The organism is Segatella copri (assembly GCF_051861805.1).
GTDB classification, from domain to species: Bacteria; Bacteroidota; Bacteroidia; order Bacteroidales; family Bacteroidaceae; genus Prevotella; species Prevotella copri_M.
This window is the reverse complement of the sequence record NZ_CP146520.1, coordinates 537,276-560,080: the sequence shown is the minus strand read 5'-3', so window position 1 is coordinate 560,080 and position 22,805 is coordinate 537,276. Positions and strand designations below refer to the sequence as shown.

Annotated in this window: 13 protein-coding genes and 1 pseudogene; 3 read left to right on the top strand and 11 right to left on the bottom strand. The window is 47.9% G+C overall.

The genetic code is table 11. The annotated features are described in order from the left end of the window. Positions 1–450: 450 nt before the first annotated feature. The 8 genes and pseudogenes from V8Z93_RS02120 to V8Z93_RS02085 form a co-directional block, all read right to left on the bottom strand. Positions 451–4,224 carry a chitobiase/beta-hexosaminidase C-terminal domain-containing protein gene (locus V8Z93_RS02120; RefSeq protein WP_439432258.1) on the bottom strand — a complete coding sequence of 1,258 codons (3,774 nt, stop codon included), beginning with the start codon at positions 4,222–4,224 and terminating at the stop codon, positions 451–453. A gap of 6 nt (positions 4,225–4,230) precedes the next feature. Then, positions 4,231–5,271 (bottom strand): hypothetical protein, encoded by a 1,041-nt coding sequence (locus tag V8Z93_RS02115; protein WP_439432257.1) that lies wholly within the window; start codon positions 5,269–5,271, stop codon positions 4,231–4,233. Further along, complete coding sequence (locus tag V8Z93_RS02110) at positions 5,268–6,341, bottom strand: hypothetical protein (protein WP_439432256.1); 1,074 nt, start codon at positions 6,339–6,341, stop codon at positions 5,268–5,270. The genes V8Z93_RS02115 and V8Z93_RS02110 overlap by 4 nt, the downstream gene beginning before the upstream one ends. Positions 6,342–6,366: 25 nt before the next feature. Next, a complete protein-coding gene (locus tag V8Z93_RS02105) occupies positions 6,367–7,359 on the bottom strand; it encodes a BACON domain-containing protein (RefSeq protein WP_439432255.1) in 993 nt (330 codons plus the stop codon). Positions 7,360–7,384: 25 nt separating this feature from the next. Beyond that, entirely contained in the window at positions 7,385–8,896 is a 1,512-nt protein-coding gene (locus V8Z93_RS02100) for a PEGA domain-containing protein (RefSeq protein WP_439432254.1), read from the bottom strand. A 47-nt stretch (positions 8,897–8,943) separates the two neighbouring features. Continuing rightward, positions 8,944–9,735, bottom strand: coding sequence for an InlB B-repeat-containing protein (locus V8Z93_RS02095; RefSeq protein WP_439432253.1), 792 nt, complete (start codon positions 9,733–9,735; stop codon positions 8,944–8,946). Positions 9,736–9,774: 39 nt separating this feature from the next. Then, a complete protein-coding gene (locus V8Z93_RS02090) occupies positions 9,775–12,219 on the bottom strand; it encodes a leucine-rich repeat domain-containing protein (protein WP_439432808.1) in 2,445 nt (814 codons plus the stop codon). A gap of 207 nt (positions 12,220–12,426) precedes the next feature. Then, positions 12,427–13,590 (bottom strand): annotated as a pseudogene (locus tag V8Z93_RS02085) (leucine-rich repeat domain-containing protein); the annotation flags it as partial. Between the two features lie 939 nt (positions 13,591–14,529). Here V8Z93_RS02085 and V8Z93_RS02080 point away from each other — a divergent pair. Then, the gene (locus tag V8Z93_RS02080) at positions 14,530–15,138 is read left to right on the top strand and encodes a hypothetical protein (protein WP_439432252.1); all 609 of its coding nucleotides are present in this window, start codon (positions 14,530–14,532) and stop codon (positions 15,136–15,138) included. A 136-nt stretch (positions 15,139–15,274) separates the two neighbouring features. Here V8Z93_RS02080 and V8Z93_RS02075 read toward each other — a convergent pair whose 3' ends face one another. Continuing rightward, a complete protein-coding gene (locus tag V8Z93_RS02075) occupies positions 15,275–16,984 on the bottom strand; it encodes a Na/Pi cotransporter family protein (protein WP_439432251.1) in 1,710 nt (569 codons plus the stop codon). Positions 16,985–17,157: 173 nt separating this feature from the next. Between V8Z93_RS02075 and V8Z93_RS02070 the strand changes: the two genes are divergently transcribed. Beyond that, positions 17,158–18,819 (top strand): nucleoside kinase, encoded by a 1,662-nt coding sequence (locus V8Z93_RS02070; RefSeq protein WP_439432250.1) that lies wholly within the window; start codon positions 17,158–17,160, stop codon positions 18,817–18,819. Between the two features lie 73 nt (positions 18,820–18,892). Here the strand turns inward: V8Z93_RS02070 and V8Z93_RS02065 are convergent, their stop codons facing one another. Together V8Z93_RS02065 and upp are read right to left on the bottom strand one after the other, a co-directional pair. Continuing rightward, the gene (locus tag V8Z93_RS02065) at positions 18,893–19,348 is read right to left on the bottom strand and encodes a hypothetical protein (RefSeq protein ID WP_147468729.1); all 456 of its coding nucleotides are present in this window, start codon (positions 19,346–19,348) and stop codon (positions 18,893–18,895) included. Positions 19,349–19,860: 512 nt separating this feature from the next. Then, positions 19,861–20,520, bottom strand: a complete 660-nt coding sequence (gene upp / locus V8Z93_RS02060) for a uracil phosphoribosyltransferase (RefSeq protein ID WP_217763101.1) — start codon at positions 20,518–20,520, stop codon at positions 19,861–19,863. A gap of 458 nt (positions 20,521–20,978) precedes the next feature. On the opposite strand from upp, the gene pckA reads away from it, so the two are divergent. Continuing rightward, complete coding sequence (gene pckA, locus V8Z93_RS02055; protein WP_118151705.1) at positions 20,979–22,592, top strand: phosphoenolpyruvate carboxykinase (ATP); 1,614 nt, start codon at positions 20,979–20,981, stop codon at positions 22,590–22,592. Positions 22,593–22,805 lie beyond the last annotated feature (213 nt).

Below are 22,805 nucleotides of genomic sequence, written 5' to 3'. Positions count from 1 at the left end.
GTAAAAAATCGTTTCATATTTCTTTGTTTAATTAATTTTGTTTTTTATTCTTAATTGTATTTCTCCAGTGCCATTTCCCGTCCCCAAAGGGGGCGAATGTGAATAACCGCTGGTGGAATGACCGAAGGGAATGGAACCTGCGGATAGCAGTCACACTCTCTCCAAGCGTCCCCGGAGGGGGCGAACAGGAGCAAGAAAGGATGTGCTCGATGAAGTCGAAGTATTCTTATGTCATAAGCCATTCATTTTATTAAGTTATTTTTATTATCATTCGCCAGTTCATAGGCTTTTCGCCTAATATTACCTTTTCGCCGGCAAAGGTACGAAAAAAAAACGAAAGTGGATTGGTTCAATTTGGTTCAATTTCATTTTCCATCAAAAAAAGAGGATGTGGTTTGTGCCACACCCTCTTTTTTCATCGTTTAAATCCCAGATAATCGGGATGGACTATCATTTGATAGCTATCTTCTTCTGGTTTACAATATACACTCCGGAAGGCAGAGACTCTATGCTTTCTGTTTCTCCGGCTGCAATCTTCACGGTCTTGATGAGCATGCCCTTCGTAGAGAAGATGTTCACCCATCTCGTGATGTCGCTGTGGATATAGAGCGTCTTGCCTACTGACCATGCTTCCAGGCCCGCTACCTGCTTCATCGGAATCGACTCGATGGCTGTGGTTGTCTCGTCGAAGACGGCCAGACAACGGGATGCCGTGGTGGTTACATTCTGGATATACGCCTGGAACGGATGCACCACAAAGGCATCACTTACGAAGACACTGCCCGGCTTGTAATCCTGGTACGCCTCCCCAACATTCAATGCATACACACCATCCTGCTGCGACAACTGCTCGAAGTTGCTGACGAAATCCTTCTGACCATTGCTCTCCACCTCGTTGCGGGTCACCGCAATGGTGGCGTTTTCGGCAGAGAAGGTAACCTTGCCAGCCAGGATGTATTCATCAGAATAATACTCCGAGTTAGGCATACAGATAATGTATGGCTTGTATGCCTGGATATCGGCAGCACGGGTAAAGGTGGCTGCACCCTGACTCAAATCGTAGAGCCAGAATGGCTTCGCCTCGCCCGTCGGCAAGCCCTTGGCAAATGGCGCTATCTTGCCATTGGTCTCGTGCGTCATCTCCTGAACATCGAATGGAAGGGAAATCGTCTCGTTGCCCTCGCTGGTTCCTATCACCGTGGCCTGCTGGAAGTTACGGGTATACGTAATCTTCTTTGCCACGAAGGCTGAAGGACAGAAGAAGGCACCGTCGGATGCTTCTCCATCGGCGATGTCGCTCAGCGTAATCGACTCGGCTACGCCCGCAGCTACCACGTTCTTCAGGGTGGCAGGTGCATAACTCTTGGCATTTACATACAAGAGGAGGTTTGGATTGTTGATGCCATCCAATACCTCGGCGGCGATGTTGATGTTAGCATTCCAGGTTACTGCAGCCAACTTCCTGTTGTTGCTGAACAGCTGCTTGCCGCAGGCGGTGAGCGATGCAGGCAGACTGACGGTCTTCAGATTCATGTTGGCGAATGCCTGGTCTGCCAGAGTGTTATCGCCTACGGCCTTTCCGCCTTCGGTGCTGCCCTTGATGTTCGCCTTCGCCAGATCCAGATGCTGCAGCTTCTCGAAGGAAGCAATCAGGGCGATGTCCTCGGCGTTGAGGCTGCCCACTACCTGGAGCGTGTTGTCCGCAGGTTCGCCGTTGCACCATTCCATCGCCTTCGCCAGATTGCCCGCCTCGGTGAGACTTGCCGTCTTGCCGTTGTAGCAATAGGCAGGAGTATAGGATGCCACCTTCGATGGGTTGAGCCACTGTTTCATGGCGATAGCCTTCACGGTGCAGAGGGTATCTATCTGGATGCCATTCTCTGCGTCGTAGCGCAAGGAAGCATCGCTTGGTTCGGTGCCGTCGGTGGTGTAGTAGATGGCTGCATCCTCGGTAGGCACGTCGAGTTTCACGATTCTTCCGTTATAGGAAGCCTCCTTCACAGGCTCGCAGGCGAAATAGTCAGGCACATAGGTCATCACCTCCGAACTGTTGAAGCCCTCTGCCGTTACCATCGCCTTCACTGGACGGTTGTCGGTCAGCGTCAACGCATCGGTATAGATGGTAGAGCTGCTGGTTGGGGTAGAACCGCCAATCTCATAATGAATCACGGCTCCTGCCATGTTGCTGCTGATGGTAAGCTTGCCATCGGCGAAGGTGCAGGTAGGCTCAGATGCCTTGAAGTAATCCACCGTATAACTGTTTACCACGGAAACCAGCAGTCCGTCCTTCACGGCAATCGCCTTGTAGGTGGCGTTGCGGTTGAGGCTGATAGGACCCGTATATTTCTGGCTCTTCACGGTAGGTGTCGTGCCGTCGCTGGTGTAGTAAATCTCCGCCCCCTCTGTTTCCGAAGCGATGGTCAGCAGGTTGTTGGATACGTTGAAGGTAGGAACCTTGCAGACGTATGGACTGAAGATGGCTACATCCGAAGTGTTGAAGTCCTTGGCAAAGGCGATAGCCTTCACGGTCATGTTCTCCGTCACCTCGATAGGTTCCGTATAGATAGGAGAAGACTCCGAAGGTTCCTTGTCCTCGCCAATCTCATAGTGGATAACCGCACCTGGGGTGCTGCACGAAATCACCAGTTTATCATCTACGATGCTCATCACCGGAGCTGCTGCCTGCATGTCGCTGATTACGAAGGTAGCCGTGGCAGAAGTGATATGTCCGTCCATCGCTGTCAGCGCCTTGATGGTTCCATTGTGCTGGATATCAATCGCCTTGTCATACTTCTGGCTCTGGATGGTAGGCTCCGTTCCGTCTGTGGTGTAGTAGATGCTGGCACCCGCTGTGGCGGTAGAAAGCTCCAGCTTGTTGCCGGTGCGCTTGAAGGTTGGCACGGCACAGATCAGGTTATCCACATTCAGTTGATAAGTGGTAACCGGCGAGTCGTGGTAATTGTTGCGCAGGGCTATCGCCTTCACGGTGCAGTTCTTCATCAGCTCCACCGGACCGGTGTAGAGATTGCTCTTGCTGGTAGGCTCTGTTCCGTCCAGCGTATAGTAAATCTTGGCATCGGCGGTAGGGGTGGTGATGCTGATGTGCAGATTGCTGTAGCTGATGGTTGGCGCTGCCACGGCATAGCTGTCTATCTGATAGGTGGCGATATAGGAGTCGGCACAGTCCTTGCCGATGGCTATCGCCTTGACGGTGGCGTTGTGGTCGAGCTTGAATGCCTCTTTGTAGAGCTTGCTTTGGGCATTAGGCTCTGTTCCGTCGAGGGTATAGTATACCTTGGCATTGGCATCGGTGCAGGAGATGCTCAGCATCTCGTCCTTGTAGTTGATGATCGGCGTAGGCATTGCATTCTGCTTGTCAGAGAGGCGCAGACTGGTATTGCTGCCCAGGTTGTAAACCACGGCGTAGTAGGTGCCCGTATTGAAATAGGTGGCCTTGCCCTGCTGGGTATCTGTTTCGCTGAAGCGCTGCATCTCGGTTCCGTCCTCGTTGTAGAGGGCTATCCTGCTCGCCTTGGAAGATACCAGATAGTAGGTGTTCGCCTTGTCGATGGTGAACTTCACGGCATGGAAGTCGCCCCTGCCTATCTTGTCGAGACTGATGCTGCTGTATGGCTTCAGCTCCACCGCCTGCCTGTTGATGTTGTCGGCAATCACGGTATCCTTGTGTAGGATGTTGCTCCACTGACGGTTGCTTCCCTGAAACTGCATGCTGAAGTTGAGTTCGCTTTTTCGGCTCATCTTCACGGTGCTGCTAGCCTTGTCGATGGAGAACTTTCCGTCTTCCACCTTGGCAAACTCGGTAGGGGCAGGGATGTCGAAGAGGGTGTTGGTGAAGCTGATTTCCTTCAGGTTGTCGAGCTTCACGTTTGTCACCGACTCGTTGAATCCGTATTTATATCCGATGAGGCTTGCCTCTGCCTCCGGAGTTGTATCTGGCTTTTCCGATGGGGCGATGTAGAACTTGTAGCTGTAGTATTTGTAGCTGCAGTCCTTCGCCTTCATGCGGATGTTGAGTGTATGGAGTCCTGGTGCATAGCCGGCGATGTCTATCTCGTTAGAGAGATTGCCTGTAGCCGTCTGGGCAGTCTTGGCGTTCTGGATGTCGTTGTCAATCCAGTAGGTATAGTTGCCCTGCAGGGTGTCGGCTGTTGCAGCATGCGTCATGCATCCGAGGAGTGCTGTTGTAAATAATGTCTTCCACATAATCTTTTATTTTGCGGTTACTTTTGCGTTCACTTTTACTTTGGTCTTGGTGTCGTCCCAGTTTACCGATGCATTGGTTATCTGCGGACGGTTGGTTGGAGCAAGCAGGGTGGCTGCATCGCTGATGTTGCTCGGAATGCTGCCGCCGAAGATGCCCACCACGGTGCCGTCGGTGCCCAGATAACTGCTGGCTGCCAGTTGCTCTTTGGTGAACTTGCAGGTAAACGGAATCGTAGTTCCTAAAAGTGACTCTTTGATGAGGATGCAGTCCTGCAGGGCATACACCTGGTCGGTGGCGTTGTAGAGCGAATTGGTTACCACGCTGGTTCCGTTGCCCGGGTTGCCGTTGAAGTCGGTGTTGCTGATGCTTCCGATAATGGAGTTGGTTATCAGTGAGTTGTCGGCTCCGCAGAGGTTCTTGATGTAGCAGTGGTTGGCACGGACGTTGTCGCAGTCGCCCAGGTTGATAAGCTCACTGTTGTAGAAGGATGCCTTGGCTGGTGTGCGCAGGGAAGTCATGTAGGAAACCAGGCATCGGCGGCATTCGATGTCTACCGCAGCAATGTCGGCATGGCTGGTTCTGAATTCCAGGATGCGGCTCTTCTGCAGGGTGAGTTTCACGGGATGGGCGAGGGTATAGTAGGTGCCGTCTTCCATCTCGTTGTAGAACTCGATGCGCAGTCCGTTGCTGGAGGTGGCATTGAGGTTCTCCAGGTTCACCTTCAGCGAATCCTTGCCCGGAGACTTGATTTCGATGCAGTCGCTGCTGTTCTGGCAGTTGATGTAGGATGCATCGGCGCCGATGATGGAGATGCTTTTGCTGATGGTAAACTTGCTGGCGTAGTTGCCGTTAGCCAACAGCAGGGTGTCGCCTTCGGCAGCCTGTTCGATGGCCTTTGCCATCTCGCCCGGCGCAAAGGAGCGGGCGATGACGCCTTGGTGCTGCAGGAAGATTCTGCCCTCGTCGGCTGTTGTGGCTGCATGGCTTACTGTAGCTGTCAGCATCATGCCACAGATGCAGAGGAATTTATAGAGTCTGTTCATCATTTTATGTCGAGATTAAACATGAGTTTATGATTGGAACTGTTGATGTCGAGCACCGGATTCTGAAGCTGGGGTGCTTCGAGGGTGAGCGAATAAGGAGTGGTTCCTCCCAGGGCACCCATCACGGTGTTGTCGTTTCCGATGCATCCCTTCGAGGTCAGCGTCTCGGTGGTCCAGCGGCAGGCGCCGGTGGTATCGAGAATCTCATCGTTAGAGAGCAGGGCGAAACTGTCGGTCTGCTTGCAGATCTTAAACGGATTGTAGGCTTCCGATGTCTTGCGGATCAGCACGTTGGTCAGGGTTACGGCTGGGTCGAAATAGCGGGTCTCTCCTTCCACCGCCTTCAGGTGGTCGATGATGGAGTTGCTGATGTCGCCCTTGAAACTGTTCATGTATTCGTCGCCGTCGTCGCCGCTTCCTCCCAGTTCGTAGATGTTGCAGTGGTTCAGACTGATGTGCAGGTTGTCGGAATCAACGATGCCGAAGTTGCAGCTGTTGATGAGACAGTTTTCTGCACGGAAAGCCTTCAGTTCTGTGCTCCATCCGTTGATACTCAGGTTCAGCTTGCTGGATTTCAGCTGTGTATCGTCGATGCTGGCATTGATGCTGAGCAGCACATAGCTCTTCTGGATATCCAGTTTGGCGAGACTTTGTCCGATGGCAAGGTTCGACTTGATGCCGTAGAGATGGCATTCCTTCCTGGCATCCGTGATGTCGATGGCGAGGGCACCGATGTAGGTATCTTCTCCTTCGCCCACGATGCAGACGCTCTTGCTGATGGTAATCGGTTTGGCACCGTAGTAGATTTCCTTGCCGTTGCTCATCGCCTGGAAACCGTAGTTGCCGTTGGTGAGGAAGAGGGTGTCGCCATCTACACTTGCCTCCACCGCCTCTTTCAGTTTGTCGGCGGCAAAGAGACTCACGGCTCCCTGGTGGTGAAGGAAGATGCGCTCGTTGCCTGTTGGCTTGCCCGGCATGTTGGCAGCATGAAGCTGACTTCCCGAAAACTGGAAGCCGCAGAGCTGGATGCCCAACAGACAGGCTATCATGAATAATACATATCTATTTTTCATATTTCAGTTTCTTTCGTTAGATGATTTATATCTCTGGAGTCTCATGGTCACCCTCGCTTGGTGTCTGACCCTCGGTCTTGAAGGTGGTCACCGGGCTGTATTCGATGCCGAGCGGACCGCGGGTATAGAAGCGGAGATAATAGGTGGTAGCCGACTTCAGGTTGCTCAGCTTGGTAGCGATGCTGCCCTGGCTTGTCGGTGCCGTTCCCACCTTGACGCTCAGGGTGTTGCGGTCGTCTTCGCTGATTACAGGCTCCTTGTTTACATAAGAGTAAACCACGCCGTATTCCTGCACCTCGAACATCGCCGAGAAACTGCTGGCCACGGTAGCCTCATATCGGGTGATGCCGCTCTTCTGCACCTTGCCGAAGGTTGTGGCATCTGCAGCCACCTGGTTCACGGTGATGATTTCCTTGCCCTCCTTGCCATAGTTCACCACGATGGTAGCCTGGCGAGGCAGCAGACTCTTGTTGTCATCCAGGGTCAGGGTGAAGGTGCCGTTCTCTGTTCCGTCGGTAGCGCTCAGGTGAATCCATTCAGCCTCCGTTTCCACGCTCCAGGTGGTGTTGGCAGTTACCTTGATTTCCTGACTGGCATTCTTGGCAGCAAGACTCACCTCGTTGGCAGAGAGGGTAGCCTTGGCAGCCGCCTGGTTCAGGGTCACCGTCTTCTTCTCGGTTCCGTATGTCAGGGTGATGATAGCCTGGCGTTCCTCCAGCGAGGTATTGTCGTCCAGGGTCACGGTGAAGGATCCGTTGGCAGTGCCGCTGCTTGTGCTTACGTGTGCCCAGGTAACATCCGAGCTTACGCCCCAAGCCGTGTTGGCAGTAACCTGAATCTCTTGTGATGCATTGCGGGCAGGCAAGTCTACCCTCGAAGGTGAAACCGTTACATTGAAGTCGATCTTCGTAGAAGCATAGACATCCTCTTCCTCCTTCTCGGTGCACGACTGCATGGTGCCAGCCAGAGCCATCAGGATGGCGAATGCCATGCTCTTGCTATATAGTAGTTTCTTCATATATACCTATTTTAATATATTAAGTTTAGAAATTCACGAGGATGCCGGCATGGGCATAGAAACCGCCTTCGGCAAATCCGCCCACATCAGCCACCGATTTATAGGTGCCGCTCTTCTTGTTTGGGATGGCATACTCCGGATTGAGGAGGATGCAGAGATGAGACACGGGGGCGATGAGCAGTTTGGCACCGATGGTGAAGGAGCCGCAAGAGGTTCCGTCGGCATATTTGCCGTCGCTCTTAAGCATCTGGGTGAGATAGCCTATCTGTGGAGTGATGCCCACACGCATGCTCAATGGGAACTGGTAGCCCAGTTTCACGGCGAAGCTGTTGAGCTTGTAGGTGTCTATCTCCTGCTGCACGTTGGTTTCCTTGGAATACCAGTAAACCTCGTCGCTGCTTCCCAGTCCCATGGTGTAGGAAGCCTGAAGGTCGAAGTTGGAGATGTTGAGGCCGATGGTTCCCGTTACGCCCATCGTGCTTCCGCCGTAGGTGAAGGCAACGCCGGCATAGATGCCAGTCTTCTTCAGATAGGTGATTGGCTTGAGCTTGATGGTATCGTTGATTTCGGCATCACGCAAAACGTTGTAGGTCTTGGTGAGCGGACGGTAGCCTTCGTGTCTGTAGGTGATTTCGTTGGTTCCGATAGGCAGTTTGGCGAAACCGTTCTCCGAGAGAAGCTTGATGTCGTTGTAGATGCCCACCACCTTCGGACTGCTTACCACGAAGAGGGAACCGGTGTATGGGATAGGGGCTTTCACCTCGATGGTCTTGTCTTTCTTGGCTTCCACCTCGAAGGATGTGGTCTGGTTCTCGCAGTTCTTCTTGCGGGTTTCCACCACGTAGGTGCCGTATTTCAGACGCTGGTACCAGGAACCCGTTCCCACCTTCTTGCCGTCGAAGTAGATGTCGGCTCCGTCGGCTACGGTCAGGTTCACGGTTCCGTAGAGCAGGTCTTCATCCTGCATCTGCAGCTTCAATGATTTCGGACTTTCTTTAGTGATGTTCACGTTGCTGTCATAGTACATGTTGCCGTTTCGGGCTGTGATGTGGTGGATGCCGTAAGAGAGGTAGACGGTCTGTGGGGTCTTTCCTATCTTCTCATCGTCCACGGTGATGGTAGCACCAGCCACCGAAGCTTCCAGGGCAACATCCATACCTTCCAGGGTAAGCTTCATGGTGTAGGTTCTTGCTGCCTTGATTTCCGATGGATAGTAATACTCGCAGGCACCGTACTTAGGATGTCGGATGGTAATCTTCTGTGCACGCTCCGGCACATAAACCCACCATTGTCCCGTCTTGTGCTGGGTGGTTACAATACCATAACTTCCGCCGTCGAAGGCGAGGTTGTCAAGATTGGTCTCAATCTTGAGCAGGGCTGCCGTCCTGCCGTTGTTGTCTTTCTTTTGTGTGCCCTTGAGGTTGGCTGTCTGGTCATACTGGTCATACTTGAAGTTTCTGATCACCAGGTTGTTCTGTGCCGACACAGCTATCGCCGCAAAAGCCAGGATACAAAAGAGTAAAAGTTTTCTCTTCATATTAACAAGTTTAGTTTATTATCATTTGCAGAAAATTCACCGCCAGGTTACCTGGCGATGAATTTCTTATGGTTTCTGATATAGACCTTGCCCTTCTGGAGCTGGGCAGCGCTCGTTCCGTCCAACTGGTAAATGCGGTTGGAGCAGGCTGATGGGCTTAGGGTAACTTCATCGATGCCGCTGCTGTTGTCTACGTTGCCCTGTCCCGTTCCGCCCGGGTCACTCGGACTGCTCGGACTGTATACGATGTGTGCCCTGAGCGTAACGTTTTGCTTAGGCATCTCGTATTGAAAGTCTTGGTCTGTGCTGATCAGCTCATCTCCCAGGTACCATCCCTTGAAGATGTACCCCGAACTGAGATATGCCGACAGCCAGACGAAGCTTCCCGCTTCTACCTTTTCGCCACTGGTGCGGTTGAAGGAGCAGTTGCCCTCATCGTCTGTGGTCAGATAGAGGCGGTATCGGTTCATGGGCTGAGGTTCCGACGGACTCACCGGCTTGTAGTCGTAAACCGCCTCGAACTTGACGTTCCATTCTTCCACCTTATATATAAAGGAGGATTCCTCTGAGTATTTCACTCCGTTCTTCAGCCAGTAGGCAAACTGATAGTTCTCGTTGTTGGCAGAAGTACTGATGTAGGCTTCGTCTCCCCAGTTGTAGGTTCCGCCTCCCGATGTATATCCGTATTCCGAATACGCCACCTCCACCTTGTATTTCATCATCGGGTCGGGTGGGTTTACGGGATTGAAGTCGTCGTCTGGCAGAGCTGCCATCAGCATGGTGCTGCTCAGGAAGAGCAGCAGCCATGTGGTGACGCTATGGATGATGATTCTTTTCATAGGCTCGAAATTTATTTCCGTTGATCATTCTGCGTATGATTACTTCACCATCACCTTGGTTGAAAGGTTGTCTATCTTTACGATGTATACTCCCTTCATCAGGTTGAGCATGCCGTCGAAGGTGCGCGATGCGAGCATGGTGCCGTCGGCAGCATAGATGGTAACCTTCTTGCCGTTCACGCCGTTGAGGTTGATACCTGCATCGGTTGGCATGATGTTGATACCGGTCTTCTTCACGATGTCGGCGATGCCTGTGGTGCCTCTGCTAGGAACGAGAACGAAACGGTTTTCGAAGGTTCCGGCGTTGGAAGGAAACTGGTAGTCGCCTTCTGTCAGGTCGTAAGTCGCACCTGTCTGATTGTCCTGCAGGAGCATAGGCTGGTCCATTCTCTTGGCAGAGATGGTGAAGTTGCCTGCTTTCTTGGCAGCGAAACCGAGTTTCACGCTACCCATTGGTCGCTCGTTGATGGCGAGGTTGCCTGCCTTTGCCTCGATGGTATAGAACTGAGGGGCATCGTTGATGGCAGCAAACTTGGCTGCATCGCAATCCAGCTCGTAAGCCTGGCTCTTCTTGTCGTTGAATACCACGCGGGTCTTGTCGGTATGGTTGCCGTCGCTCAGGGTGAGGTTGATGAGCAGACGCTCTGGGTTGATGCCACGACCGATTCTTCTGGCGCGTGCATTGTTCTGCTTGTTGATGCTCTCACTCTTGGTGATACGGTCTTCAGCCTTGAACTCGATGTTGCTTACATCCACTGGCTTCTGTACGAAGAATGCCTGGAATGGCTGGAGGGCAAACTCGTCGTCGCCTGGGCGCACAGCCTCGTAGGAATTTCCGTTCCAATAGGTGATAGGAGCGTCGTAGCCGAGGGAAGCTGCATCCATGTAACTGATCTGTGGGTTACCGATGAAGTTCCAGCTTGCGTTCTGCTCGTCGGCAGATGGATAGCTGCTCAAATCCTTCACGATGTTGTTGGCATCCAGTTTTCCGAACTTCTCCTTGGTTACTCTCAGGGTGAGGTTACCGCTCTGAGCTGTCTGGAAGATATAGCCTACGCCCTGCTTGAGGGTCGTTTCGTCGCTAGCCAGGTCAACCCATCCGCCTGTACCCTGGTCGGCACGGAGAGAACCGTTGTATTTGCGGAACACGTATTTGCCTGGTGTCTTGATGTCAGCGAGGTTGATATCGAATGGGAAGCTGAAGAAATACCATTGGTTGGCATTGACAGTGATGTCGAATCTCAGTTTCTTGGCATCCAGGTTTCCGTCTGTAATCAGTGTTCCGGCAGAGCTGTTGCCATCTCCCTTAACGGTTACTTCGCCTGCGTTCTGGTTATCCTTTCCGTTTACGGTAAGAGCACCATTGTTCTTGATGTCGATATCTGGCGTACCTTCGAATCTCTTTTCGAGTGTAAACTCGTTGTCGAGATAGATATAGGTATAAGGCTCATCAAACTCCTTGATTTCCTTAAACTGTCCCCACTGTGTGCTCCAGTAGTAGTTGTCGTAGCTCTGGGTTGGCACATAGAGTGTAGTAGCCTTGAAGTTAGTAAATGTATTCTGGTCGATATTGATCGGCAAGACTGTGTAGGTGTATACCTTGGTCAAGTTGCTGCAGTTTTCGAATGCATTGTTGCCGATACGCTCCAGGGTGCTAGGAAGCTTTACTTCTGTCAGGTTGCTGCAACCAGAGAAGGTGTTTTCAGAGATGCTTGTAAGACCTGGAAGATTGATGCTGCTAAGACTAATACAGCAGTAGAAGGCATTAGCCTCAATGCGTTTCAATGAAGGTGGAAATTGAACCGATGACAGATTGTAGCAGAATTCGAAAGCGTGTTCGCCAATTGTTTCAACTTCATTAGGAAGGATAATGTCCTTAAGCTGGTTGCAGTAATTAAATGCATAACTTCCAATATGCTTCAGATTCTTTGGCAATGTGATTTCTTGCAAAGAATTACATTGGTAAAAAGCTTTTCCTCCAATCTTCTCGCAATTGTGGAATATGATTTCTTCAAGATTGGTGCAATTTCCAAAGGCTCCACCATCCTTATTCCAATTCCAGTCTGCAGTATCGCCTACGCAAATCAGATTCTCTGGCATTTCAACAGAACGCAACTGTCTGCAGTTGTTAAAAGCCAGATCGATATACTTCACGCTTTTGGGCAACTTGACAGTCATCAGTTTGTCGAGATCGGCAAAAGAATGAGGACCCAGAATGTCATCTTGGGTACTATATCCCGTATAATAATTGTATGTATTGCTCTTAACATCAGCATCTGCCAAGTCCAAATAATGGAGATTATCCATCTTGTTACGCATAACCATGATGTCGTAACTATTGATAGAACCCTTTACTTTAAGGGTCACCACGCTTCTAAGATTCTTTTCTCCAATCGCTTTCTGAAGTCCTGAAGTGCTAGCTTGTGCTGTAGCCTCTACATCGTAGTTAAACTGAGTACCCATTGGGAAGATTCTTTCGCTCATTGTGTTCCAAACATCAGCTGCCTGATAAGCAGCGAGTGATTCCTTTGGTACAATGATTAATACGTTTTTGCCCAAGGCTAAGGTATCAGATTCTGCCGTAGTTCCAGGATTGCGGTCTAAAGCAGGTACATTTTTTGCATACAACGTCAATGTAGTATTTCCGTTGAAGCACTTGTATCCTAACGATTTAATTGTATTAGGAATAGATGCGGATTCCAAGCGGGAGCAGCTAGCAAATGCATTCATACCAATTGATTGGCAAACAGGGATGTCAATAGACTTTAATTGCGAACATGTCCTAAATGCGCCTTCTTGAATTGTTGTACATAGAGGCAGGGACAAAGTTTCGATGCCTATACCCTCAAAAGCATAAGCAGGAATCGTTGTGAAATTCTCAATTCCTTTTATCGTTTTAAGGTTTGAGCAACCCCTAAAAACACTCTCAGCCAAAGATGAGCATGACGACAAATCAACTTCTGTCAAATTGGTACAATTATTGAAGGCACCATATCCTAAGAGATTGCATTTTGAAAGGTTTATATTGGAAAGTTTTGCACAATTGCTGAAAGCGTTCTCTCCAACAAAGGTGCTATTTGATAAGTCGATGGTAGTTAAATTAGTACAACCCGAGAATGCGTTTCCTTGGATAGAACTTAGCAAAGCTGTGTTCCCGACGGATGTCAAGCTTTGGCATCCATTGAAAGCACTACCTCCAATCGAAGTACAATTGCTTAAATCGATACTTTTAAGGTTTGTGCATCCGCTAAATGTATCATCGTTTATTTTGTTTATCTGTTTTGAAAGTTTTACTTCCTCAAGCTTTGAACAATCTGCAAATGCTTCTTCTCCTAAAGAGGTACAATTACTAATGTCTATAGACTTCAATGATGAGCAAGATTGGAAAGCTCCATACATTATTGTTGTACAACTTGAAAGATCGCCTACTGATTGTAAATTGTTACAATTAGTAAATGCTTGTGATTCAATAGTTATGCATTTTTTTAGGTTGACGGATTGCAGGTTGTAGCAGTTTGCGAAAGTAGCATTTCCTATTGTTTCACAATTACTTAAATCAATACTCTTCAAGGATCTGCATTCATTAAAAGTGCGAGAGCAATACAGAATTTGATCTGTATTTACAACTTCGGAAAGAAGTGTGCATCCTTCGAAGGTGCTAGATAATGATGTTACAGATTTAGGCAAAGTAACCTTTTTCAGAGTTTGGTTATTGCAGAAAATACTGCCAATTTGTGTGATGGTATAGTCTTTTTCTTCATATTTGACAACTCCAGGTACTGTAACTTCTTCCCCATAGTTACTGGCACCATTGATATACACATAGGTGCTGTCCTTCCATGAACCATCGGGCATAGCTAAACTAGTGTAGTTCAAACTACATTCCCAATTCACTCCATTCTCGTCTGTATACGTGAAGGAGGTAGATTGCGCAAATCCTTGCAGCACTCCTATACAGAACATGACTGATAAAAGTAAAAGTCGTTTCATACGCTTTGTTTTAAGTTATTGAATTTTTTATTATTTACTATCATTTCCTTCGTCTTTCACCTTAAAAAAGGTGAAGAGGCCTTATCGGTTGCAAAGGTAATAATAATATTCGAAACAAAGTTGGTTCATTTTGGTTCAATTTCATTTTGCATCAAAAAAACTTTGTTTCATCATTTAATATGCTCCCCAAGCCCTCCAGCTTTTCTCCTGTTCGCCCCCTTTGGGGACGACCCAATTCCACTTTTGGAAGAGTTAGATTGATGCTTCAAAAAAGGCTTCATTTCATCCTTTTTTGCCTCTAATCCCAAAAATCATATAGAATTTTGGGATTACAATCCCAAAAATCAGTATAAATTTTGGGATTAGGATATTTTGCCGCACTATCGCAAGTAGTTTCCTTCCGTCCCCAAAGGGGGTGAACAGGAGCAACACTGGATGTGGTTCGCCACTTTGTACCCACGAACATGAGTACTTATGCCCGGGAACATGAGCAACCATGCCCGGGAACACGGGTGCTTTTAACCGACAATCCCGGTTAAAAGTGCCCAAAGTTCCGGGCAAAGTTGGGCAAAGCCTCGGGGGACATTCCTTGATGCTTGAAATGAGTTTTCTTAATACTAAATACGAGCTTTTCTGATGCTTGAAATGTGTCTTTTCCTACTACAAAGTTGGTTCATTTTGATTCATTTTCACCTGGTTGCAAAAAAAAGTGGGAGAAAATGAGGAATGAATGGGAAATAATGTGTATCTTTGTCGCCGTAAATGGCTTATTTGTATAAACCGGACTAGAAAAAAGAAAGTGATATGGTAGAACATTTCAATCAAGAAGATTTCGAACGACTCAAACACGAGGTGGAAACATTGGTGGGAAGAACCATCATGTCACCAAAGGATTTTGAGTTCCTCACCTGTCAGATTCAGGGATACACCAACGAGACCATCTCCGTGAGTACCCTGAAACGTATGTGGGGATATGTAGTAACATCCTGCAAACCAAGCGTATATAACCTCAATCTCCTCTCCCGTATGGTGGGATATCCCGATTGGGAATCGTTTGTAGCAGGAAAGAATACTGTCTCTTCGAGCCGATTCTTCGTGAAAAGCAAGCTCGTGGCGGAAGCACTCAACCTGGGGGAACAGGTGAAGGTGAAATGGAACCCGGGAAGACTTCTCGTGATAGAATACTGTGGCGATGACCGCTTCGAGGTGATGGAAAGCGTGAACAGTAAGTTGTCGGTGGGCGATACCTTCGTGTGCCATCAGTTTGTTGCCGATGAGCCTCTCTATCTCTCCAATCTGCATCATCCCGGCATCCCGCTCTGCAATTATGTGGCAGGACAGAACGGAGGCATCAAATGGAGCCTTGAAGAAAAGGAAAATGCAATACAGGAGGATGCACGTGTAGAAGAATAGAATGTAAAAGTATAGATGATGAAAAAAGCGAAGGGCATGGAGATCACGTTTGTGAACTTCATGCCCTTTAAACTATAAAACTGTTAACTCTTAACTATATTCAAGCCCTGTTAACTATAAACTCTTAACTATCAAATCAAGCTTCATGCTGTCTTACACCCATTCGTGCCTCCACTACGTTCACCACGTAGTCGCCGAGCTTCTCGCACTCCTGGATGATGTCCATATACATCGTACCGATGGCGTAGGTGTAGAGATGGTTGTTTACATCGTTGATGTTCTGGCTCTTCAACTGGTTGCGATAGTTGTTGATCTCGTTCTCAATGTTGAAAGAGAGGTTGGCATCGTTATCTCCCTTATGGCCTACGAGAGTGATGTTCATCTGGGTGAGGGCATTATCCGTAAGCTCCATCATCTGGTGCATGTGCTCATACTGAGAAGGAATGAAATCTTCCTTGCCACGGATGCGGCGGTTCAGGGTGCGGGCGATGTTGAAACAGCTGTCACCGATACTCTCAATCTCTGAAATCTCACGCAGCATGGCGCGAATCTTCGCCTTCGTCTCGTCAGAAAGATGAGAATCACTCACCTGGTCGAGATACTTCGCAATCTCAATCTCCATGTTGTCGGAGATGCCTTCATACTTCTCGATGCGGGTATAGAGCTTGATAAACTTATCGTCGTTGGTCTCGCCCAGGAGTTCCTTCACCATGCCGAACATACGCTGGATGCGCTCTGCGAAACAGTGAATCTCCTTCTGAGCCTCCAATACAGAGATTTCCGGAGTCTTCATGATACCGCTCTGGATGAAGCGCAGACGGAAATCGTCCTCGTCTGCATTCTTCTTTGGACGGATAATCTTGCATACCAACTTCTCTATCTGAGGGATAAACCAAACCAGGATAAAGGTGTTGGAGAGGTTGAACGTGGTATGGAAGGCGGCTAGCACAAACGACAGCTTGGCTGCATTGGCAACGAAATGAGGATCGTTCTTCTCCATCATATCGTCGAAACCTACCCAACCGCAAACCAGATGGATGAACGGACGGAACACGCAGAGTATCCAGAGTACACCGAAGACGTTGAACACCATGTGCGCCATCGCCGCTCTTCGTGCCTGGGTGTTGGCGGTGAGTGCTGCCACATTAGATGTGACCGTGGTTCCGATATTCTCACCCATCACAAGCGCAATACCCTGATAGATAGGCAATACGCCAGTGGAGCAGAGAATCATCGTAATTGCCATGACGGCTGCCGAACTCTGCACGCACATGGTCAGGACACTACCAATGAGCAGGAAGGTGATGGTGGTCTGGAAACTGTGGGGATCGAAACTTGCAAAGAAATCGAGAACTGGCTGGTTATGAGCCAGATCCATGTCGATGCCGGTTTGGCGAAGCGTACCCAAGCCTAGGAACATAAAGGATATACCGAAGATGAAGTCGCCGATAATCTTGCGCTTCTTACTATAGATGAGGATGATGGCGATGAAGAACGCCGGCCATACAAAATCCGTGATGTTGAACGAGAAACCCGCACTCATGATCCAGGCGGTGAGTGTGGTTCCAATGTTGGCGCCCATGATGACGGAAATCGCCTGGGCAAGGGTAAGGAGACCGGCATTGACGAATGATACGGTCATCACCGTCGTAGCTGTAGAAGACTGCACCGCAGCGGTGATGAGCGTACCCGAGAGGATGCCCGTCAAACGATTGGTGGTCATAGTTCCTAACACATGGCGGAGCTGTGGTCCTGCCATCTTCTGCAAACTGTCGCTCATGGTCTTCATACCAAACATAAGTAAGGCGAGTGCTCCAATAAGCCTAAAAAATATCCAAATCGACATATTATAACTTAATTAATGTTGCAAGTTCACCAAGTTCACGATTTTTTTTCGTAACTTTACGCTCTGTAAGCCTAGTCCGCGGTATTGCGGGCAGGCATTGCCTAAGAAGAGTCTTCAGTAGGGCTTCAAAAGGCAATAGATTAGTATAACATTGTAACATGATTTTAACGCCAATGAAACAAATGATTCAAATCCGTTGCAAAAATAATAAAAAAACTCAGAAAGTCGAAATCGGGAGCACACTTTTTGATGTTTTTTCTGCATTTGACCTCAAAATGACCCACGGACCGGTGTCTGCAAGGGTAAATAATAAGGTTGAAGGCATGCATTATCGTGTTTATAACTCCAAGGATGTTGAGTTTCTTGATATGGCCTCCGCCTCCGGTTCGCGCGCCTACACCCGCACCCTCTTCTTCGTGCTGTGCAAGGCGGTGCAGGATATCTATCCCAACACGGATGTGGTGATTGATATCCCCGTATCCAACGGTTTCTATGTGGATATCCGTCTGGGGCGCCCGGTAGTGGAAGAGGATGTGAACATCCTCCGTCGCCGCATGCAGGAAATCATCGATGCCAAGATGCCGATACGCCGATACATGGTGCCTACCGAGGATGCCATCGCCCTGTTTCAGGAAAAGGGAGATGTGGAAAAAGTGAAACTGCTCAAGACATCGGGCTCTATTTATACTACCTATTATAAAATAGGTGATTATGTGGATTATTACTACGGCACGCTGCTCACCAATACCTCGCAGCTCTATCTCTTCGGGCTGGAGAAATATTATGATGGCATGCTTCTGCGCATTCCTTCGCTCAAGAACCCAGATGTGCTGGGCGAAATGACCCGACAGGACAAGATGTTTGAGATATTCAAGGAGCATCATCGCTGGCAGAGTATCCTGGGCATCAGAACCATAGGTGATTTTAACCAGGCGATAGATGCCAATCATGCTACCGATATCATCAATATCAGCGAGGCGCTGCAGGAGAAGAAAATTGCCAAGATTGCTGAGGAGATAGCCAGCCGCAAGGGGGTGAAACTGGTACTGCTGGCAGGTCCTTCTTCTTCGGGCAAGACCACTTCGTGCAAGCGCCTGAGCATACAGCTTGCCGTAAACGGATTGAAACCGCTCCAGATTTCGCTCGATGATTATTTCGTAGATAGGGAGAAAACGCCGAAGGATGCTTCGGGCGAATATGATTATGAGAGCATTTATGCCCTGGATCTCGACCTGATCAACGAGCAGTTCAACGCCCTCTTCCGTGGTGAGGAGGTGGAATTGCCAAAGTATGATTTCCAGAGCGGAAAGAGTAAAAAGAGCGGCAACAAGCTGAAGATGAACGATAACAATGTGCTGGTGGTAGAGGGCATTCACGCATTGAACCCAGAGCTGACGGCCCACATCCCGCAGGAGCAGATATTCAGAGTATATGCTTCGGCGTTGACCACGATTCTTCTGGATAATCACAATTATATCCCGACAACAGACAACCGTTTGCTCCGCCGCATCATCCGCGATTACAAGTATCGAGGTGTCTCTGCCCAGGAAACCATTCATCGCTGGCCTTCGGTAAGGGCGGGTGAGAACAAGTGGATATTCCCGTTCCAGGAGAATGCCGATGCGATGCTCAATACGGCGATGCTTTATGAACTGGCTGTAATCAAGATGCAGGCAGAGCCGCTGCTGCAGCAGGTTCCGGAGAATTGTGAGGAATATGCTGAGGCTTACCGGTTGCTTAAGTTCCTGAAATACTTCAAGGGTATACCTTATAATAATCTGCCGCCTACTTCGCTTCTGCGAGAGTTCCTGGGAGGCAGCTCGTTCCATTATTAAAGGGTAGCTTATCAAAAAAGTCCAAAGATAGTTTTCAAACCAGATTTCTTTCTTTGGACTTTTTCTTTAAAGACTATGGCTCTATTATTTGGTATTGTAATTTGATGTTTGGCTTATCCTCTCTGTCGATAAGATATGCGACATTCCATCTTTGCATCACATTTGTAAAGTTCTGTTCTATATGGATGGATAGAATTTTGCAATTTTCTGTTGACGCCAAGGAACTCTCTAGTTTGGCTATCCCATGTGTTGATTCTCCTTGTATGTAGATTAGCCTGTATTTTAGAAAGTTCACTTCTGGTAGTTCTATTTTTGTGTCAGGTTTTGCGCTACTTACACAATTCTTGAAATACTTTTCAAAGTCATCTTTCGTATTTATGGTAAGGATCTGATTGTCTGGAGTCTCTATCATCACATCGGTAGGAATCTCATACTTTCTATATGACGCAGTATTTTCATCGTTGTTAGAACAACTTGCCATTAATGTTAAAATGCAGCTTAATATTGCTGATATTATTGTACTTCTCATAATCTTTTTCATACGTTTGACATTTTTGTTAATAATTAAATTATGGGTGCAAATATACAAGATTAATTTAAAACGAACTTTGTCTTATGTAACAAAAACTTTTCCTATTTTATCGTCTGTGCGCTTGACGATACGATTTTTGTTCTAAAAGAGCGCATTTATAATAATCTGCCGCCTACTTCGCTTCTGCGAGAGTTCCTGGGCGGCAGTTCGTTCCATTATTAAAAAGATGGAGTGTAGTGTTCCTCTTTTTCTTTTCTTCATAGATTTTCTTCATCGGATTACGCTGAGTTAACGGAACATTCTTGCTCCACGGATTACGCACGGAATTTAAACGGATTTGGCCTTACGGCCATTGGGCTAGCGCCGTATAGGCTGGCTTTTTCCAGCTTTAGGGGGTATCGCCACGACCGTCAGGTCGAGTTTCCGTTTAAAATCCGTGAGTAATCTGATGAAGGCGGTTAAGGTTCCGTTTATTCTGCGTAATCCGATGAATAATGACTCACCCTCTTTTACAGTTTGTTGCCGTAGCAGAGGTCTCCGGCGTCGCCGAATCCTGGTACGATGTATTTATGTTCGTTCAATCCCTCGTCGATAGAAGCGCACCAGATGGTGGTCTTATCCTCTGGGAAAGTCTTCTTTACGTGCTCGATGCCTTCTGGCGAAGCGAGGACGCAAGCCACGTGGATGTGCTTAGGATTGCCCTTGGTAAGGAATGCCTTCATACCCATTTCCATGCTGATGCCGGTGGCAAGCATAGGGTCGGCGATGATGAGCGTCTTGTCGGTGAGGTCTGGAGTAGCCAGATACTCAATGTGAACGCCAATCTCGGTATGTTCCTTGTTGGTATATTCGCGATAAGCACTAACGAAGGCATTGCCCGAATGGTCGAAGATGTTCAGGAAACCCTCGTGGAAAGGCAGACCGGCACGGAAGATGGTACCGATGACAATCTTATCGGTTGGAAGATTGACCTGTGCCACGCCCAGCGGGGTGGTCACCTCTTTAGATTGGTAATTGAGGGTCTTTGAAATCTCAAAAGCCTCATACTCGCCGATTCTCTTGATGTTGTTGCGGAAGAGGAGTCGGTTCTTTTGATAGTCGCAGTCACGCATCTCTGCCAGGTATCTGTTGATGATGCTGTTATGCTCGCTCAGATTGATAATCTCCATAGCTGTAATATTTTAATTTCTCGTTATATCTTAAAAACTTGCTTGTTTATTGCTAAATTTCTGCAAAGATACGATTTAATGCGGAAACTACAAAATGTTTTTCTGTTTTTTTTCGGGGAGCATCAAAAGCCTCCTTCTCCTCTTTATATATATGGCGTATATTCTCTCTTGTATATGGCGTATATTCTCCTTTTATATATAAATAGGTGGAAAGCAAAGCACATATAGAAGCAGATTAGCCGGAATATTTGCAAAGTCAATATGGCAAATTATAGATGAATTGGCTGATTTTTGATTCTTTAACCTAAAAAGATTTTAAAAAGCAAGAATATTATCTAAGAATCTTTGCTATAAAACATATTTTTCGTACCTTTGCGGCGGTTTTGGGAGAATGATGGTTTCTTCTATCAACCAAGGTAAAGAGAAATTATTCACAACTTAAATACATTTAAAATAAAATGGCAAAGTTTGATAAGTCAGTTTTGGCAAAGTACGGAATCACAGGTACAACTGAGGTTCTCTACAATCCTTCTTATGAGGTATTGTTCAATGAGGAGACTAAGGAAGGTCTCGAGGGTTTTGAGGTTGGTCAGGAGACTGAGCTCGGTGCAGTTAACGTAATGACTGGTATTTACACAGGTCGTTCTCCTAAAGACAAGTTCATCGTTGACGATGCTACATCTCACGACACTGTATGGTGGGATTCTGAGGAGTATCACAACGATAACCACAAGGCTACTCCAGAGGCTTGGAATGCCGTTAAGGAGATCGCTAAGAAGGAGCTTTCTAACAAGAAGTTGTTCGTAGTAGATGGTTTCTGCGGTACACACAAGGATACACGTATGAAGGTACGTTTCATCGTTGAGGTAGCATGGCAGGCACACTTCGTAACAAATATGTTCATCCGTCCTCAGAACGAGGCTGAGTTCGATCAGGAGCCAGACTTCATCGTTTACAATGCTTCTAAGGCAAAGGTTGAGAACTGGAAGGAGTTGGGTCTCCACTCAGAGACAGCCGTTGTATTCAACGTAACTTCTAAGGAGCAGGTTATCATCAACACATGGTATGGTGGTGAGATGAAGAAGGGTATGTTCTCTATGATGAACTACTTCTTGCCATTGAAGGGTATGGCTTCTATGCACTGCTCTGCCAACACAGATATGAACGGTGAGAATACAGCTATCTTCTTCGGTCTTTCTGGTACAGGTAAGACTACATTGTCAACAGACCCTAAGCGTAAGTTGATCGGTGACGATGAGCACGGATGGGACGACGAGGGTGTGTTCAACTTCGAAGGTGGTTGCTACGCTAAGGTTATCAACCTCGACAAGGAGTCTGAGCCAGATATCTACGGTGCTATCACACGTGACGCTCTCCTCGAGAACGTAACTGTAGCTAAGGATGGTAAGATTGACTTCGCAGATAAGACTGTTACCGAGAATACTCGTGTATCTTACCCTATCTACCACATCAAGAACATCCAGCGTCCATTCTCTCAGGGTCCAGCTGCTAAGCAGGTTATCTTCCTCTCAGCAGATGCATTCGGTGTATTGCCACCAGTATCTATCTTGAACGCTGAGCAGACTAAGTATTACTTCCTCTCTGGCTTCACAGCTAAGTTGGCTGGTACAGAGCGCGGTATCACCGAGCCTACTCCAACATTCTCTGCTTGCTTCGGTCAGGCATTCTTGGAGTTGCACCCAACTAAGTACGCTGAGGAGTTGGTAAAGAAGATGCAGAAGTCTGGTGCTAAGGCATACTTGGTTAACACAGGTTGGAACGGTACAGGCAAGCGTATCTCTATCCGCGATACACGTGGTATCATCGACGCTATCCTCGACCACTCAATCGACGCAGCTCCTACAAAGACTATCCCATTCTTCAACTTCGTAGTTCCTACACAGTTGGAAGGCGTAGATCCTAAGATCCTCGATCCTCGTGATACATACGCTGATGCTTCTCAGTGGGAGGAGAAGGCTAAGGATTTGGCTGCTCGCTTCATCAAGAACTTCAAGAAGTATGAGACAAACGAGGCTGGTAAGGCTCTCGTTGCTGCTGGTCCACAGCTCTAATTCGACAATTCGAATTCATGCTAAATATGGAATCCCGTTTCTCGCAAGAGAAGCGGGATTTCTTCGTCTATGATTTTCCCGTTTTTCCCCGATTTCATGTCTTTTCCTAGCTCTTAATCACTAAAAAATATAAAAAAAGCCCCTAAAATGAATAATTTGCATAATAATAAGGTGAAAAGGGCGGATTTTTGAAGAATTCTCCGTAAATTTGCA